Here is a 16828-nt window from a genome sequence, read left to right on the forward strand (position 1 = left end):
TCATGGCCCGTCACACCCTCCCCACCCTCGTCGCCATCGATGGGCCGGCCGGAAGCGGCAAGTCGAGCGTGAGCCGAGCGGTCGCACGTCGCCTCGGTTTCGCCTACCTCGACACCGGCGCCGCCTACCGCGCGCTGGCCTGGCTGGCGCTCGACCGCAAGACCGATCAGACCCAAGCGGATGCCGTCACCGCGCTGCTCAAAGACTTCGACTATTCGATCGGTACCGACCCGGACGAATACTTCGTCACGGTGGGGCAGACCGACGTGACCGACGCCATCCGCTCGCCCGAAGTCAGCGCCGCCGTCAGCGCTGTAGCCCGGGTTCCCGCGGTGCGTGAGGCCCTCACCGAACTGTTTCGGAGCCTCGCCGCGAACGTCGATCGGCCCGGCGTGGTGGTCGAAGGGCGCGACATCACGACCATCGTCGCCCCCGAGGCCGAGGTACGCATTCTACTCACGGCATCCGAGGAGGCTAGAATGGCTAGACGCTCTGCGGAAATAACGACCCAATCGGCCCAAACCGTGGCAGAACAGCTGCGATCACGTGATCGCGCTGACTCACAGGTTGTCGATTTCATGAGCGCTGCAGACGGTGTGATAACCGTCGACTCCACCCACCTCGACTTCGAGCAGACCATTGACGCGGTCATCGACGTCTACCACACACGCACGAAGCGGGCTTTGAATGAGTAACGAATACGACGACACGAGCACAGCGCTCGACACCGAGCTGGCCGAACGACTCGCCAACCTCGATGAGGAACTCGCCACGCGGCGTTCCGCCGCGCTGCGCACGGACCTCGACAACTACGACCTCGACGAGGAAGACCTCGACGTACTGCAGGCCGTCACCGACGACCCCGACGCGATCCAGTACCTGCCGGCCGTGCCGGTCATCGCCATCGTCGGCCGCCCGAACGTGGGCAAGTCGGCGCTGGTCAACCGCATCCTCGGCCGCCGTGAGGCCGTCGTCGAGGACACCCCCGGCGTCACGCGGGACCGCGTGGCCTACAAGGGCGAATGGCACGAGCGCAAGTTCAGCCTCGTCGACACCGGCGGGTGGGAGCCCGACGCCAAGGGAATCGACGCCTCCGTCGCAGCCCAGGCGGAGATCGCCATCGACCTGTCCGACCTGGTCATGTTCGTCGTCGACTCCAACGTGGGTCCAACCTCGACGGACGAGGCCGTCGTGCGCATGCTGCGGAAGTCCGGCAAGCCGGTCTTCCTGATCGCCAACAAGGTCGACGACGTGCGCCAGGAGCCCGAAGCGGCCAGCCTGTGGTCGCTCGGCCTCGGCCAGCCATGGCCGGTCTCCGCCCTGCACGGTCGCGGTGTGGCCGACCTGCTCGACGCGATTCTGCTCGTGCTGCCCGAAATCTCCAACGTCGCCAAGCAAGAGGTCGGCGGCCCGCGCCGCGTCGCCATTCTCGGCCGCCCGAACGTGGGCAAGTCCAGCCTGCTCAACAAGGTCGTGGGCGAGGAGCGCGTTGTTGTCAACGAGCTCGCCGGCACGACCCGCGATCCGGTCGACGAGCAGGTCGAACTCGGCGGCAAGGTCTGGCGTTTCGTCGATACCGCCGGCATCCGCCGTCGTGTGCACCTCTCGCAGGGTGCTGACTTCTACGCCTCGCTGCGCACCAGCGCTGCCCTTGAAAAGGCCGAGGTCGCCGTTGTGCTGCTCGACGTGACCGAGGTCATCAGCGAGCAGGACATTCGCGTCATCGACCTCGTGATCGAGTCGGGCCGCGCACTCGTGCTCGCGTTCAACAAGTGGGACCAGATCGACGACGACCGTCGCCGCTACCTCGAGCGTGAGATCGAGCAGGACCTGGCCCACGTGGCCTGGGCCCCGCGCGTGAACATCTCGGCCAAGACCGGTCGCCACATGGAGAAGCTGGTTCCGGCCCTCGAGCTCGCGCTCGAGTCGTGGGACACCCGCATCGCCACCGGCAAGTTCAACGCCTTCCTGGCCGAGCTCGCCGCAGCCCACCCGCACCCCGTGCGCAGTGGCAAACAGCCGCGCATCCTATTCGGCACCCAGGCTTCGAGCCGCCCGCCGACGTTCGTGGTGTTCACCACCGGGTTCCTCGACCCGGGCTACCGTCGCTACATCCAACGTCGCCTGCGCGAGATCTACGGCTTCGAGGGAAGCCCGATCAACCTCAGCATGCGGGTGCGCGAGAAGCGTAAACGCTAAATTCGCAGAATCCAAGCGGCCGGTCCTGTTAGCGCAGGTCCGGCCGCTTTTTTGGGCGCCGAATGCCCGTCGCGCCAGCGAAGATGAGGTCACTCGATTTGCATGCGAACCCTAAGTGGGCAAAGCTCATTGAGTACATTGTGGCCCTCTACGGCTGATCACCCGCACGTTCCCGGACTTGTGCGCGACAAAGAATATACGTAACCAACTAATGGCATTGAGAAATATCCGCACGTCCATCCTTAAACACAACTCAAGCACAACCACTCGGCCTGTCACCGACGTCCGCCCGCGCCGGGAACCACGATTGGTCATTCTGGCCGCCGTCGCGGTGTCGGCCTTCGCCCTTTCCGGCCTCACCGCTGTTCCGGCCTTTGCCGGGAGCGGAAGCGCCGACTCGACAAGCACCTCGATCGATATCCCGGCTGGCCGGAGCATTACCGCTCAGCTGGGCACAGTGCCCTCCGGCCTGAAATCCGTCGATGTGAAGTTCTTCACGTCCGAGGTCACGGCCAGAAGTCAGGTGAAAATTGCTGTCGGCGCAGAGGACACGCAAACGTATTCGTTCACGGCACCCGTGGGTACCAGTGCAACCAAGACGGTCACGGTTCCCGTGACGACGCAGACATACGGCGCCGTAACCCTGTCCAGTAGCGTCGCCGACGTCAGGTTGAACCTCGAACTGGCCGGTCTTGAACGCGGCGCAACGGAGCCCACGCCCGCACCGACTCCGGAGCCTACGCTGACTCCGGCTCCGACACCGTCACCCGAGCCGACTCCGGCTCCGGCTCCGACACCGTCACCCGAGCCGACTCCGACACCGGGTGGCATACCTGGTGCCTCCAACACGGGTGTTCCGTCCGGAACCACACTGACCGTGCACCATGGCGACATCAATGTCACGACGGCCGGCACAGTTCTCGACGGCCTCGACATTCGTGGTCTGGTCAAGATCAGCGCGGCCAACGTCACCATCAAAAATTCCATCATTCGTGGTCGCACCATGAACGGCCCGGGCGCCCTCATCAACAACCTCGGCGGCTTCAGAAACCTCGTCGTGACCGACACCGAGCTGTCCCCGAGCACCGCTTCGCCCGATGCCAATGGAATCTACGGCTATAACTTCACGGCAACGCGCTTGAACATCAATAACGTCATCGATGGCATTCACATCACGGGAAGCAATGTGAGCCTGCAGGACTCCTGGATCCACGACCACATGCATTACCGCAATGACCCGAATCAGGGCGGTTCGCCCAGTCACGACGACTCCATCCAGGTTCAGTCTGGCAATAACATCACGGTCGCCGGCAACCGCCTGACCGACTCGCACAGCGCCGCCGTGCAAATCACCCAGGACCGCGGAACGGTATCCAACTTCACCTTCGTCGACAACTTCGCCAATGGCGGGGCCTGCACCGTGAACATTGCCGAAAAAGCTTATGGCCCCCTCCACGGCACCATCATCAAGGACAACACCTTCGGCAAAGACACCAAGGTCGCCAACTGCGCCGTGATCGCCAAAACCACCACCAAGATCGACTTCCAACGCAACTACTACACCGACAACACCACCGTCGTCATCAAAAAAGGCTAACAAGCACCGGTAAATCCACTCGAATTCCCTCACAGGACCAGGCGGGCCCCACGCACACAGCGTGAGGCCTGTCCTTGTTGCATGCTCGGCGGCATGCGCGTATTGAGTCCGGTGTATACCTAGGTCATCGATAGAAGGAGCGCCATGACCACGACGAGTGCTGGCCAGAAGCGAGTGCGCCTGGCCGCCGACCCGGCTGATTTCGCTCGGCTCGGCCTCAACCCGCTCAGCACGGCGCAATTCGAAGACGGTCTGCGCACCGACCCGAACCGCCGTGGGTCGTACGAGTGGTGGTATTTCGACGCAAGTCTCGACGATGGTGCCAAGCTCGTCGTGGGCTTCTACACGAAGAACCCCGCGACGCCGGGCACCCGCCTGGCTCCGTTCGTGAACATAAACCTCGACCTGCCCGATGGACGGTCGTTCGAGAGGACTTTCGCGGCCGATCCCGAGCAGTTCAGTGCCTCCACCGACGGCTGCGATGTGCGCATCGGCGACCATCGCTTCAGCGGTGATCTACAGACCTACCGGGTGAGCGCATCCGTCGAGAACGTCACGGTGAACGTGACGCTCAGCGGCACCGTGCCGGCCTGGCGGCCCGCGACCGGCTACGAGATGTTCGCCCGCAACGGCGTGGAGAAGACGTTCGCCTGGTTTGTGGCGGTGCCGAACGGGCGCGTCGACGCCGAGTACTCGGTCGACGGGCAGGTCGTCAAAACCACGGGGGTTGGCTACCACGATCACAACTGGGGCGATGCGCCTCTGCGTGAACTCATGCACAACTGGTATTGGGGACGCGCGCAGGTGGGGCCGTACAGCCTGATCGCCGCGCACATCACTGCCGAAAAGGCCTACGGCTACGAGCCGCTCACCACCCTGCATCTCGCCCGCGATGGTGTTGTCGTGGCCGACGACGGCACCAAAGTGGCGGTCACGACCGACCGTATCGGCATCGACGCTCCCACTGGTAAGCCGGTAGCGGATATCCTCACCTACGACTACCGCGCCGGCCCCGACCGCTTCACCATCGCCTTCGAACGGGAGGAGACGCTGCTGCGCACACGATTCATCGACGTCGTGCCGCCGGCCGCGAAGCTGCTCGCGCGCCTGATGCGGTTCGACGCAGCCTACCTGCGTTTTACCGGAACCCTGGTTCTGCGCCGGTACCTCGACGATGTTCTGGTCGAGGAATACACCGAGACCAAGGCGCTCTGGGAGCTCATGTACCTGGGCAGGACCCGCCTTCCGGTGACCTGAGGGTTGTTCGCACGGCCGCAGCGCGCCCCGCAGGATCTGGGCCAGTGCGCGCGAGTTCCGCCTGGCGCGCAGCGGCGCAACTCCCGCGAAACTCTACGACGGAGTCTGCATCCCAGACGACTTGTGACGCCTTAAAGAATTGTGCCTCCCGCAGCCGGTCGGATTTGCTGAGCGAAGGACAAGGTCGATTTCATGCGAATCGAGACCTGTAGTGCCAAAGTGATTCGCATCACTTGCGAACTACACAGCTGCGGAAATAGATGAGGTTCGCTGCGACCAAACTGCCATCCAGCGAGTCGACCACGTCCGTCCTCGCATGAAATCCTCGCGCCCCTGCCGGACATGCCTCAATATGAGAGTTGTGACCGACACCGAGCGCGAAAAACGGATGCGCAACCTCGTCGCGCTCGTCGGCGACCCTGTGCGCCACTACCTGCACCGCCGCATCGACGCCGCAACGGCCGACGACGTGATCGGCGACACCCTGCTCGTGTGCTGGCGCCGCCTCGACGAGGTTCCCGACGATGCCCTCCCGTGGGCGATCGTCGTCGCTCGACAGTGCCTCAGCAACGCCCAACGCGCCGAGCGTCGTCGCACGCGTCTCATCGGCCGCATCATCGCCATCGACCCGCCGCCGGCCGTTGCGGACGAGAACCCCGCAGCATCCACCGTCGATGAAGGCACCGCCGTGGCGGCCCGCGTGACCGCAGCCCTCGCCGGCTTGCGTCGAGACGATGCCGAGATCCTGCGGCTGTGGGCGTGGGACGAGTTGACGAGCCCGCAGATTGCCGTTGTGCTCGGCGTCAGCGCGAACGCAGCGGCGATCCGGCTGCACCGTGCGAAGGCGCGCCTCAAGCAGGAGCTACTGAAATCCGGCCACTCGACCGGACATATAACTTACGACGAAGGGAGCGAAGATGCACGACGATGACCGTGCGCTGCGCGATCAGCTGCGCGCCGCCGATCCGGCCCGCGCGCTGCCCCCTGCCTCGCCGACGTGGCTCGACCACAGAATGGAGCAGATCATGACCGACCAATCCTCACCCACCACGACCGCCACGCCCGAGACGCCGCGACGCGCGTTCCGGCGGTGGATGCCGATGGCCGGCGTCGCCGCGGGCCTCGCCATCGCCGCTGCAATCGTCGCGCCCCTCGTTCTCGATGGTCCGGAACCCACTGTCGAGTCGCTGCAGCCTTCCATGGGCGGAGGCCTCGCGAGTGGCAGCTGCCTCGTGCTCGAGCCGGCGACCGTCGCGGCGCAGGAGCAGGCGTTCGCCGCGACGGTGCTGCAGATCCAGGGCAACACCGTTGTGCTGGAGGTCACGGAGCGCTTTGTCGGCGAGGTCGCCGACCGCGTGGAGGCGGCGCAGATCGACACGATGACCTCCGACTTCTCAGGCGTGCCCTTCGAGGTCGGCCAGAGCTACCTCGTCGGCGCAATCGATGGAACGATCACGGGATGCGGCGTGACCGGGGCCGACAGTGCCGAGCTTCGCGCGGTCTACGACGCAGCGTTCCCGGGCTGATCCGGGCCCGCGAGAGCGGTCGGGAACGCTGCGTGGAATCGTCCCATCGGCGTCAGACGGTGGGGAGAGGCTCACACAGCATCCGGTTGAACGAGAAATCGCTCCGGGTCGATTCAGGTGGGTACATGATGGGCGTTTGCTTGAGCCTGAACCGCAACGATGGCCATAACTTGTTGTCGCGAGCGTCGGCCGCCACAGCGAGAATCACCTAGCACATAATTTTTCGGGTTCAGGCTTCCTCTGCACCAGTAAGCGCGGTCTACCCACCCGACATCGTTTTACGCCGACCATCGCGAGTTCTGGCACTACATGGACCTGATTGTCGATCCTGTCTTTATGTGCCCGATGAAGGTTAGCTCCTCGTCGAACAACAGTCCCTGCTGTTCACCCTCGCCGACATGGAGACCGAGCTGCAAGCGGCGAGAGGACTGCTTCGACGCGCGGCCTGGCGTCGGCGGCGGACTTCGCGATCGCCGAACCAATTCTTGCCACGATGGGGGCGCGCATCGTGCACTACGGCGACCCGAGCGCCGGACAAGCCGCAAAGATCTGCAACAACATGATCCTCGGAATCTCAATGATCGCCGTCAGCGAAGCATTCGTGCTCGGTGAAAAACTGGGCCTCACCCACCAAGCGCTCTTCGATGTCGCGTCCACGGCATCCGGTCAATGCTGGGTGCTGACCACCAACTGCCCCGTTCCCGGCCCGGTACCCACCAGCCAGGCCAAGCCCGGACGCAGCGGAGCGACTTACCAATCCACGGCTCGTCACTCACGGGAGCTCACATCGCGGGTATCGGAAATTCTCGGACAGCATGGCCCTTGTACTAGCTATGACTACTATCGCAATCATCGGAGCTGGCTCAGGACTCGGGGCCGCCGTCGCGCGGCGATTCGGGGTCGAAGGCTTCACCGTCGCGCTCATCGCCCGCCACCAGGGACGCGTAGATGCCCTCGCCGCCGAACTGCTGGCCGAGGGCATCTCAGCTCACGGCTTCGTCGCCGACGTGCGCGATCCGGCCTCCATCACCCGCACTCTCGAACAGGTCGCAGAGACGCTCGGCCCGATCGAGGTACTGCAATACAGCCCGTTGCCGCAGAAGGACTTCATGCGCCTGGTTCTGGAGACCACTCTTGCCGACCTCGTGGGCCCGATCGAGTTCTCCATCTACGGACCCGTCGCCGCCGTGCACCAGGTCCTCCCCGGCATGCGTTTCCTCGGCGCTAACCGCGGCACCATCCTCTTCGTCAACGGCGGATCCGCCGTGACCCCGGGCCGCAATGTCACCGGCACGTCAATCGCATTCGCTGGACAGGCCGCCTACGCACAGCTGCTCAACGAGGCCCTCGGAGAAGAAGGAATCCAGGTCTCCCAGCTCATCATCGGCGGCCGCATCATCGCCGGCGATCCCGAGAAGGACCCGTCAGCGCTCGCTGAGCACCTCTGGAACCTCCACAGCCGTCGCGATCGCTTCCGCCACCAGATCAGCGCTGACTAGAAAGCGTCGTTCACTGTCAGGACCCGCCAGAGCCGGCACAGGTAGCCGATACGTCGATCGGTTCGGGCGGTCGCAGAATCAGATTGCAGGCGACCTCACCGGTGCCGTTCCAGGCGATCCTGCCACCACGATCGGGGTCACCGCACAAGACGTCGGTGGCGTACAGGGTACGCTGCCGGGCCAGACCGTCAAACGCGGAGTTGATGCTGAGCTCCGCGACGACACAGTCGACCAGCCCGGTTGGTTATGAGTTCAGGACGCGAATTTTCCGGTACCAGGCGGTTGCGTATACTCGTTTTCAGCGACACGGGGTGCCGACTGCATGACGGTCGGCTGAGATGACACCCGTTGAACCTGATCTAGTTCGAACTAGCGAAGGGATGTCACGGAGAATTACGTGCACTGCTTTGGTGCCGGATCTCGTCCTTTCGCCTTACCCAAGGTGAAGAAAATTATGCAAATAGCAAAACAGATTGTCCTGGTCACTGGCGGCGCACGCGGCCTGGGTAAAAGCATCGTGCACGCTTTCGCGGCTCTGGGCGCCCGGGTGGTCATCAACTATCGCAACAGCGCCGCAGCGGCGGAAACCTTGGCTTCCGGCTATGGGCCTGAACACGCTCTCGCCGTACAGGCCGACGTCACCGACCCGGCCCAGGTCGCGGCAATGCTCACGCAGGCGCAGGCACATTTCGGCTCCAGCGTGACAACGGTGGTCAATAACGCGTTGGTCGATTTCAGCTTCAACGGCGACGCCCGCTCCGGCGCTGCCGACATCAGCTGGGACGAATTCCAGGCGCAATTCTCGGGCAGCGTCCGCGGTGCCCTGAACACAACCCAGCAGGCGCTGGCAGGCATGCGCGAGGTCGGGTTTGGCCGCATCATCAACATCGGTACCAACCTGTTTCAGAACCCGGTGGTGCCCTACCACGACGACACGGCCGCCAAGGCCGCCCTGCTCTCCCTGACCCGCACCCTCGCCTCAGACCTCGGCCCGCACAACATCGCCGTAAACATGGTCTCCGGCGGGCTGCTGCGCACCACGGATGCCAGCGCGGCTACCCCCGAGGACGTGTTCGACTTCATCGCCGCCTCCACCCCGCTACGCAGAGTGACAACCCCGGCCGAATTTGCGGATGCGGTACTCTTTTATGCCTCCCCCTGGGCGCGGTCGGTCACCGGGCAGAACCTGGTCGTCGACGGCGGCCTGGTAATGAACTAGGGCAGCGCCGGCCAGGTCAGCCCCACACCAGCTCCACTTCAATGCGTTCCTTATGGGTTGCGGCCACCACGGCGCCGCCTGGCGGCGGCCGCAGTCGCCCATCGAGCAATTGGGAGCTGCCCGGCCCCGTTCGCGGCGTAGGTCCTCGTCCGGCAGGTACTAAAGCCCCGGGGGAGTGACCGACTTGCTAATGCTGAGACCGGGGCGGCGACGGCCGGAAGTCTGCGAGGTTGACCGTGGATCCTGACGCGCGGGCGGTAACCGGCAAGGATTCGGAAATCTCATCGGACGGTAGATCCTTGCGCGCCCAGTAGCTGGCGAGCACCGAACCCGATACGTTATGCCAGACCGAGAAAATTGCCGCTGGCAGCGCGGCTACCGGGTTGAAATGCGCCACGGCTAGGGCGGCAGCCAGGCCGGAGTTCTGCATGCCCACCTCGAAGCTGAGAGCTCGGCGACTGGCGACCGGAAGCCCGAACAGACGCCCAATGTAGTACCCAAGCGTCAGTCCGAGGGAGTTGTGCAGGATCACGGCGACGACCACGAGCACGCCAATCGACAACAGCGTGGAGGCACTGGCGGCGATGACGGCCGCAACCACGACGGTGATGCCGGCTACCGACAGCAGCGGCAAAACATCGAGAAAACGCTCTACCAGGCGCGGCACGATCATGCGCAGCACGAGCCCGAGCACTACCGGAACCAGCACGATCTGCACAATCGACACGAACAAAGCGCCAGCATTGACGGGCAGGGACTCTCCCACGAGTACCAGCACGAGCAGCGGCGTCAGCACGGGGGCCAGCAAAGTCGAAACGGACGTCATCGCCACAGACAACGCGGTATCGCCCTTAGAGAGGTAGACCATCACGTTGGACGCTGTACCTCCGGGCACAGAACCGACCAAAATCATGCCAGCCGTCAGCATGGGCGAAAGCCCCAGCGCGACGGCAATCCCGAAGCCGAGCAACGGCATCACGAAGAACTGGGCCGCAACGCCCAGCAGAAGCGCCCACGGCCGCCTGGCAATAATCGCGAAGTCAACCGGGCGCAGCGTCATACCCATTCCCAGCATGATCACGGCAAGTAGCCATGGGATCGCCACGGTCAGGCCGGAAAATGCGTCGGGGACAGCAAGCGCCAACGCTCCCGCAGCCAAAACAATAACGGCGAACCAACGCCCGACGAATGCGCTGACAGTTCTGATGCGGTCCATGATGAAACCATACCCACAATGGGCAGAAACCTCATGGCCGGCAGGTGCGATTGTGAACAGGAAGCGCGAACAGTTTGCCCACGATTCTGACCGGTTTCAATACGACAAACATGCCGCCTGCGCAACCTCACTTCTCAAAGCTGGCATCTGAACCCCTTGCAGAGCCGCCGGCCTGGTTCGGGTACACGCCGAGCGAGATTAGGTGTGTGCTCCCGTTCGAGGTGGTGAGCTCCACACAGGGATAGTTCTCTTCCGGCGCGATTCCCTCTCGCACAGCGTCAGCGAAGGCGTTTCCTCGATCGAGACAACCGGGTCGAGGTTGATCCAGACGTCGTCGGTCGTGGCACGCACGTAGGGACGGTGCCGGGAGTCATCGCGAGCGGGAAAGCCATTCAGGGCTGCTTGGGCGGCGCGTTCAGCCCGCCTTGCGGCGCGGTGCACGGCGATAGCTGCATACCGTGCTGCGGTGTGTGCACATCCAGTGAACAATAGGCCAAATTTGTGTCATAACGATAGGGTCGAGTAAGTCCCCGCCGTAGCGTGGTGATGTCAATGTCGAAATCACAGGTTTGGCTCGTGGGCGACTTTTTTGGTTGTACCGGGCTCAGAAAAGGACAACCAATTGAATAAGCGCACCATCACCGCGAGCTCCTTCGCGCTCGCCCTGTTGAGCATCGTGGTCTTGACCTCGTGCAGTGCCGCGACCGATACTGCCGCTTCCGGCGAAGCCACTGGAACGCTCATCGTGTACACGAACTCCAACTCTGATGGGCGTGGCGAATGGATCACGGAGCAGGCCGCCGCTGCCGGCCTGGACATCGAGATCGTAGGCCTCGGCGGCGCCGACCTCGCCAACCGGATCGTGGCCGAGAAGAATAATCCCGTGGGTGACGTGGTCTTCGGGTTGAACAACATGTTCTTCGAAACGCTCAAGGCCGAGGAGGCTGTCTCCGCGTACACACCGGCCTGGTCCGGCGAAGTCGACAGCACCGCCGGCGACGCGGAGGACGGCGTATTCTGGCCGTTGGTTGAACAGGCCATCGTTATGGCCTACGACACCAACACGGTCAGCGCAGCCGATGCCCCCACCGAGATCGCCGACCTCTGGGACGGCGACCAGTACACCGGCAACTACGAAGTGAACACTGCCCTCGGCCAGGCGACACCACAGCTGGTGCTCGCGGGCCTTCTCGCTCCCTACGCGGACGAGGACGGCGACCTGGGTATATCCGACGATGGCTGGGACCAGGTGCAGGCATACTTCGGGCACGGTTCCCCTGCCGTCGAGGGCACCGACCTGTATGCCCGGTTGATCCGCGGTGAGGTCGATTTCGGCGTGATTCCGAGCAGCGGTATCACGAGTCGTGATACCGAGTACGGCACGGTCACCGGAGTCATCAGCCCCGAAGACGGTGTTCCGTACGTCACAGAGCAGATCGCCGTAATTAACGGCACTCCGCGCCAGGAGCAGGCCGAAGAGTTCATTGACTGGTTCGGTAGCTCCGACGTGCAGGGCCAGTTTGCGGCCAAATTCGCCGCTTACCCCGTGAACACCGAGGCCCGCGCTCAGGCGCTCCCCGCGGTCGTCGAGCTGATCGAATCACTGCCCAAGCAAGACATTGACTGGGCACTGACCCGGGAGCACATCGGCGAATGGGTCGAGAAGACCGAGCTCGAGTACCTGCCCTAACGGTCATCCGCGCCGACGAGCGCCGACCTCCATCACCCGCCACAAGTCGCCGGGTGCGGCTTCGTCAACAGCCGCACCCGGTGGGAGTTCATATGATTAGATTTGACCACATCGAAGTGCGTTTCGGCGAACACACCGCCATTCCCGATCTCAATTTGGAGGTGAAGCAGGGTGAGTTCTTCACCCTGCTCGGGCCGTCCGGATGCGGGAAAACCACCGCGCTGCGCACACTCGCCGGCTTCATCGAACCGACGAAAGGCGAGATCTATATCGATGGCCAGGCCGCGACGAAGCTTCCGAGCGAGAAGCGCAGCGTGGGAATGGTGTTTCAGAACTACGCCCTGTTCCCGAGTATGAGCGTGTGGGAAAACATCGCCTTCGGCCTGAAGGTGCGCAAGACAAAGAAGATGCAGACGGGTGCCCTCGTCGCGGAAATAGCCGGGCAGGTGGAGCTCACATCGGAGCAGCTCAGCAAGAACGTCTCCGAACTCTCCGGCGGCCAGCAGCAGCGCGTGGCCATCGCGCGCGCGCTCGTGCTCAGGCCGCGCATCCTGCTGCTCGACGAACCCCTCTCCAACCTCGATGCCAAGTTGCGGGTGCAGCTGCGCGAACAGCTCAAAAACCTGCAGCGCGAGCTCGGCATCACGACGGTCTACGTGACCCACGACCAGGAGGAAGCCCTGACGATGAGCGATCGCATCGCCGTGTTCAATCATGGCGTGGTGGAACAGGTGGGAACTCCGGAGGAGATCTACAACCGCTCGAGCACAGAGTTTGTGTGCACGTTCGTGGGTGCCATGAATAAGTTGTCGGGCGAGTTGGTGCAGCGGCTGCAGCGTGGTGGCGGCACCGCTCTGCACCCAAACAAGGCGTCATACCTGAGGCTCGAGAAGGTGTCGCTGCAGCTTCCTGCAATCGTGGCCGGCAGCATCCGTCTTGAGGGAATCGTCGCTGAACGCGCATACCACGGCGCGCACAGCACCTACACGATCGACTGTTCCGGCAGCATGATTCGCGCGCTCGTACCCGAGGGCGGCGCGGCGCCGCTTGCGCCCGGTTCGCGAGCCGAGCTACACATTGACCCCGCGTCGATCCTGCAGTATTAGCATGCGCACCTCCTCTTGGCGTTCCATGCTGCGGTCGCCCCTCGTGCTGATCGTGGCCTTGGTGACGGTGTGGTTCATCGCCACGTTCCTGATCTTTCCCAACGCCACCCTCCTGATCGGCACGTTCTTCCCCGACGGCCAGCTCAGCTTTCGCGCGTTCGAGAAACTGGTCAGCTCAGAGCGGGCCATGAACAGCCTGTGGCACAGCTTTCTGCTGGCCGGCACGCTCGCCGTGACGGTGAACGTGGTGGGTATTTTCATCGTGCTCGTCACCGATTATTTCGCCATTCGGGGTGCCCGGATACTGTGGCTCGGCTACGCGACAACCCTCATTTACGGCGGCATCGTGCTCGCCGCCGGGTACAACTTCATCTACGGTCGTTACGGCTTCGTCACGAACGCGGTGGGCAACTGGTTTCCCGACATCGACCGTGACTGGTTTTCCGGATATTTCGCCGTCGTGGTCGTGATGACTCTCGCCACGACCACCAACCACATGCTTTTTCTTGGTTCGTCACTCGCCAAGATCGATTACCAGACGATCGAGGCGGCCCGGAATATGGGGGCGGGAACCCTGCGCATTCTGTGGCGGATCGTGCTGCCCGCCCTGCGCCCGATGATCTTCGCCGTGACGGTGCTCACGTTCCTCACTGGACTTGGTGCGCTGACCGCTCCGATCGTGCTGGGCGGTACCGACTTTCAGACGGTTGCCCCGATGATTCTGACGTTCTCGAAGAGCAGCAGCTCACAGGATCTGGCCGCACTGCTCGCCATCATCCTGGGCCTGGCCACGATCGTGCTGCTGGCCATGATGAACCGGGCCGAGAAGTCCGGGGTGTATTTTTCTGTCGCCAAGGTGGCCACGCCGCTCCAAAAGCAGAAGATTCCCAATCGGGTCACCAACGGCGTCGTGCACGTGCTTGCCTATGCCTTGTTCGTGGTCTACGCGACGCCGGTACTGCTCATCGTGCTGTTCTCATTTCTCGACTCGACCGCCATCCTGCGCGGGATGATCACCTGGGATGCATTGACCTTCGACAATTACGCAACCGTTTTCGGCACCCCGTCGGTACTGCGCCCATTCATAGTGAGCGTCGTCTACAGCGCACTGGCTTCGGCGATCGTGGTACTGGGCATGTTGTTCGTCGCAAGGGTGTTACAGAAATATCGCAACCCAGTCACCGGGTTGCTCGAATACCTCCTCCATATCCCGTGGATCTTGCCCACGATCCTGATCGCGCTCGCGCTGGTCATGACGTTTGACCGGCCCCAAGCGCTCGTCGGCGGCCAGGTGCTCACCGGCACCACCAGCCTCCTCCTGCTGGCCTACATCATTGTGAAGATCCCCTTCACCCTACGGCTGCTGAAAGCGGCATTCGCGTCGGTGCCAGAGTCGCTGGAAGACGCCGCGCGCATTCTCGGAGCGGGATCAATGTTCACCCTGCGCAAGGTACTCTTTCCCCTCGTAATCCCGACCGCAGCCGCGATCACGGCGCTCAACTTCAACAGCCTGCTCGACGACTACGATGCCGCCGTGTTCTTATACCACCCGCTATACCAACCATTGGGAATCGCCATCAAGGCCAGCACCGAGGGCGAAAACAACCTGGATTCGATGTCGATCACTTTCGTGTACACCGTGCTCCTGATGATCATCATGGGCCTGGCGATGTACCTCGTCTACGGGCGCAGCGGAGCCGCGACGCGACGCGCCCGCCGCCGCGCAAGCCGCAACTGATTCCTCCAACCGATACCTCGGCACATTTCAAGTTGTGCGGCCGAGGTGGCTTGTGAATTCGTCCGACGCCAAGGTCTGTAGCGTGTGATGTTCGGTAACGATCGTTCGCACGACACTCCCAGCGCGCTGCTTTAGTCGGCGCCGTTGGAGTCGGATCGAAGGGTCCGGATCCGTAGCCCGGGCGGTCGCGTGTGTTCCCTGGGGTGGATGGGTGGTCGGAATACTCACCGTGCGCGGGTGCGGTACCTTGGTATTGCTCGACACCTGGTTGTACATTGCGCCGGCGCTGTTCTTCCTCCTTCGAAGCGTATGGTTTGGCGTTTACGTGGGCACAGACGAGATTCGGATCCTGTCATGGCTATGTACACACCGCGTGGCCGGAGCGGACGTCGATGCGGTTTGGGTCCGGATCTACAACGGGTTTTTGATCCGCTGGTCGGCATTGCTTACCCTTTCGATGTCACACATGAGCTGATCACGTTGCTGTCGCGGCTGCCGCAGGAGCTATCGTGCGCAACAGACCAGCCATTCTGACCCGTGCCAGCGAATCCGATGGATCTCGACGTCAGGTGGAACCACGGGGCGCCGCCGTTCCGGCGCTCCACGGACCCGCTCATCCAGACCCACTGGATTGACGCGAACACCATCGTCCTCAGGCAGAGCATGGCCATCAACTACGAAGCCCCCTTCCTCTATCTGATGTTCGGCGAGGCCCGCGCGCTACTGCTCGACACAGGAGCGACGTCCGACCCTGCGTCGTTCCCCCTCCGAGAGCTGGTCGACCGGCTGTGCAATGAATGGCTTGCCCAGCATCCACACGATGACTACGAACTAGTGGTTGCACACAGTCACTCCCATGGCGACCACATCGCCGCCGATGGGCAGTTCGCAGATCGACCACGTACCGTCCTAGTTGGGCACGCGCCGAGCGACGTCGCCGAGTTCTTCGGACTCGTCGGCTGGCCCGCTGGGGAGGCGCATTTCGAACTCGGCGAGAGGCGGCTGGCGGTCCTTGCCATCCCCGGTCACGAAGCCTCGTCGATCGCGATCTGGGACCCCACCACCGAGCTCCTCTTCACGGGTGACACGGTCTACCCCGGCCGGCTCTACGTGCACGACATCGCCGCATTCCAGGACAGCGTCGGCCGGCTCCTTGCCTTCTCAAAGCGCCACCCAGTGAGTCGAGTCATGGGAGCCCACATCGAAATGTCGAACCGCCGGGGCCGCGACTATGCACGCAGCGTCGCCTACCATCCCCACGAAGCGCCGCTCCCGATGACCGTCGACCAGCTACGAGCGGTGGTCACTGCCACCCGCACGGTGGCCACCCGTCCCGGCGCGCATCGCTTCGACGACTTCGCGATCTTTAACGGGCCGTGCAAATCTGAAATGGCACGACAGAAACTGCGCGCCAGAATCCGAAGGCTCTGGCCATTCTGACCCCGACGCGCTGCGGGCGCGGCTTGGGTCTGCGCAATAATGAAACGAAAACGTCCGCTCAGGATTGTGAAGGAATTACGCGGGTTACAATTTTCGCCGATACTTTCTTTATTAAGGTATCCGTAGATTCTTAATCGTGGCGTTTGAGACCGTTGCGGGTCAGGTCATGAGTGGGCCGATGTTGAGTGCAAACCGCTGACGAGGTCTGTTCGAAATGTGCGCACCTCAGCCACTCAGTACAGGCACCCCAAATACGGTGCTGATGGCCTTGTTTAGGCCGCTGTGGGCGTCGGAGATGACGAGCTTAACACCGTCCAGGCCGCGCAATTTCAATGAGTGCA

Annotated in this window: 13 protein-coding genes, 3 pseudogenes and 1 riboswitch; of the genes and pseudogenes, 14 read left to right on the forward strand and 2 right to left on the reverse strand. The window is 63.1% G+C overall.

Features of this window, described 5'->3' with window-relative positions; all coding sequences use genetic code 11:
* Nucleotides 1–2: 2 nt before the first annotated feature.
* From cmk to CXY77_RS16745, 10 genes and pseudogenes are all read left to right on the forward strand, one after another.
* Entirely contained in the window at nucleotides 3–695 is a 693-nt protein-coding gene (gene cmk, locus CXY77_RS16705; RefSeq protein WP_092339536.1) for a (d)CMP kinase, read from the forward strand.
* On the forward strand, nucleotides 688–2199 hold the full coding sequence (gene der / locus CXY77_RS16710) for a ribosome biogenesis GTPase Der (RefSeq protein ID WP_092339537.1): 1512 nt from the start codon (nucleotides 688–690) through the stop codon (nucleotides 2197–2199). Before cmk ends, der begins: the two co-directional genes overlap by 8 nt.
* Before the next feature lie 307 nt (nucleotides 2200–2506).
* Nucleotides 2507–3796: a hypothetical protein gene (locus CXY77_RS16715; protein ID WP_104130542.1), complete on the forward strand. Its 1290-nt coding sequence runs from the start codon at nucleotides 2507–2509 to the stop codon at nucleotides 3794–3796.
* A gap of 144 nt (nucleotides 3797–3940) precedes the next feature.
* Complete coding sequence (locus CXY77_RS16720) at nucleotides 3941–5053, forward strand: lipocalin-like domain-containing protein (RefSeq protein WP_104088419.1); 1113 nt, start codon at nucleotides 3941–3943, stop codon at nucleotides 5051–5053.
* A 361-nt stretch (nucleotides 5054–5414) separates the two neighbouring features.
* A complete protein-coding gene (locus CXY77_RS16725; protein WP_104088443.1) occupies nucleotides 5415–5984 on the forward strand; it encodes an RNA polymerase sigma factor in 570 nt (189 codons plus the stop codon).
* Complete coding sequence (locus CXY77_RS16730) at nucleotides 5971–6579, forward strand: hypothetical protein (RefSeq protein WP_104130543.1); 609 nt, start codon at nucleotides 5971–5973, stop codon at nucleotides 6577–6579. Before CXY77_RS16725 ends, CXY77_RS16730 begins: the two co-directional genes overlap by 14 nt.
* 398 nt (nucleotides 6580–6977) lie before the next feature.
* A pseudogene (locus CXY77_RS21140) lies at nucleotides 6978–7046 on the forward strand (hypothetical protein); the annotation flags it as partial.
* A pseudogene (locus CXY77_RS16735) lies at nucleotides 7040–7327 on the forward strand (NAD-binding protein); the annotation flags it as partial. The pseudogenes CXY77_RS21140 and CXY77_RS16735, both read left to right, overlap by 7 nt.
* Nucleotides 7328–7412: 85 nt before the next feature.
* Nucleotides 7413–8078, forward strand: coding sequence for an SDR family NAD(P)-dependent oxidoreductase (locus CXY77_RS16740; RefSeq protein ID WP_104130544.1), 666 nt, complete (start codon nucleotides 7413–7415; stop codon nucleotides 8076–8078).
* A 297-nt stretch (nucleotides 8079–8375) separates the two neighbouring features.
* Nucleotides 8376–8476: riboswitch (TPP riboswitch) on the forward strand.
* A 56-nt stretch (nucleotides 8477–8532) separates the two neighbouring features.
* Nucleotides 8533–9297, forward strand: coding sequence for a 3-oxoacyl-ACP reductase (locus CXY77_RS16745; RefSeq protein WP_104130545.1), 765 nt, complete (start codon nucleotides 8533–8535; stop codon nucleotides 9295–9297).
* A gap of 187 nt (nucleotides 9298–9484) precedes the next feature.
* Here CXY77_RS16745 and CXY77_RS16750 read toward each other — a convergent pair whose 3' ends face one another.
* Nucleotides 9485–10513, reverse strand: coding sequence for a bile acid:sodium symporter family protein (locus CXY77_RS16750; RefSeq protein WP_104088414.1), 1029 nt, complete (start codon nucleotides 10511–10513; stop codon nucleotides 9485–9487).
* A gap of 673 nt (nucleotides 10514–11186) precedes the next feature.
* Between CXY77_RS16750 and CXY77_RS16755 the strand changes: the two genes are divergently transcribed.
* From CXY77_RS16755 to CXY77_RS16775, 4 genes are all read left to right on the forward strand, one after another.
* The gene (locus tag CXY77_RS16755) at nucleotides 11187–12203 is read left to right on the forward strand and encodes an extracellular solute-binding protein (protein WP_369831320.1); all 1017 of its coding nucleotides are present in this window, start codon (nucleotides 11187–11189) and stop codon (nucleotides 12201–12203) included.
* A gap of 92 nt (nucleotides 12204–12295) precedes the next feature.
* Complete coding sequence (locus CXY77_RS16760; RefSeq protein ID WP_104130547.1) at nucleotides 12296–13309, forward strand: ABC transporter ATP-binding protein; 1014 nt, start codon at nucleotides 12296–12298, stop codon at nucleotides 13307–13309.
* A 1-nt stretch (nucleotide 13310) separates the two neighbouring features.
* Nucleotides 13311–15047, forward strand: coding sequence for an iron ABC transporter permease (locus CXY77_RS16765; RefSeq protein ID WP_104088410.1), 1737 nt, complete (start codon nucleotides 13311–13313; stop codon nucleotides 15045–15047).
* Between the two features lie 552 nt (nucleotides 15048–15599).
* Nucleotides 15600–16487 carry an MBL fold metallo-hydrolase gene (locus CXY77_RS16775; RefSeq protein ID WP_104088407.1) on the forward strand — a complete coding sequence of 296 codons (888 nt, stop codon included), beginning with the start codon at nucleotides 15600–15602 and terminating at the stop codon, nucleotides 16485–16487.
* 249 nt (nucleotides 16488–16736) lie between these two features.
* Here the strand turns inward: CXY77_RS16775 and CXY77_RS19990 are convergent.
* Nucleotides 16737–16823, reverse strand: a pseudogene (locus CXY77_RS19990) (transposase); the annotation flags it as partial.
* Nucleotides 16824–16828 lie beyond the last annotated feature (5 nt).

The sequence above is a fragment of the Cryobacterium sp. N21 genome, assembly GCF_002929575.1.
Taxonomy (GTDB): domain Bacteria; phylum Actinomycetota; class Actinomycetes; order Actinomycetales; family Microbacteriaceae; genus Cryobacterium; species Cryobacterium flavum.

What these genes read in the sequence shown, in the direction of transcription:
- cmk (WP_092339536.1), top strand. Translation starts at nt 3, where the DNA reads ATGGCCCGTCACACCCTCCCCACCCTCGTCGCCATCGATGGGCCGGCC.
- der (WP_092339537.1), top strand. Translation starts at nt 688, where the DNA reads ATGAGTAACGAATACGACGACACGAGCACAGCGCTCGACACCGAGCTG.
- CXY77_RS16720 (WP_104088419.1), top strand. Translation starts at nt 3,941, where the DNA reads ATGACCACGACGAGTGCTGGCCAGAAGCGAGTGCGCCTGGCCGCCGAC.
- CXY77_RS16730 (WP_104130543.1), top strand. Translation starts at nt 5,971, where the DNA reads ATGCACGACGATGACCGTGCGCTGCGCGATCAGCTGCGCGCCGCCGAT.
- CXY77_RS16740 (WP_104130544.1), top strand. Translation starts at nt 7,413, where the DNA reads ATGACTACTATCGCAATCATCGGAGCTGGCTCAGGACTCGGGGCCGCC.
- CXY77_RS16745 (WP_104130545.1), top strand. Translation starts at nt 8,533, where the DNA reads ATGCAAATAGCAAAACAGATTGTCCTGGTCACTGGCGGCGCACGCGGC.
- CXY77_RS16750 (WP_104088414.1), bottom strand. Translation starts at nt 10,513, where the DNA reads ATGGACCGCATCAGAACTGTCAGCGCATTCGTCGGGCGTTGGTTCGCC.
- CXY77_RS16760 (WP_104130547.1), top strand. Translation starts at nt 12,296, where the DNA reads ATGATTAGATTTGACCACATCGAAGTGCGTTTCGGCGAACACACCGCC.
- CXY77_RS16765 (WP_104088410.1), top strand. Translation starts at nt 13,311, where the DNA reads ATGCGCACCTCCTCTTGGCGTTCCATGCTGCGGTCGCCCCTCGTGCTG.
- CXY77_RS16775 (WP_104088407.1), top strand. Translation starts at nt 15,600, where the DNA reads ATGGATCTCGACGTCAGGTGGAACCACGGGGCGCCGCCGTTCCGGCGC.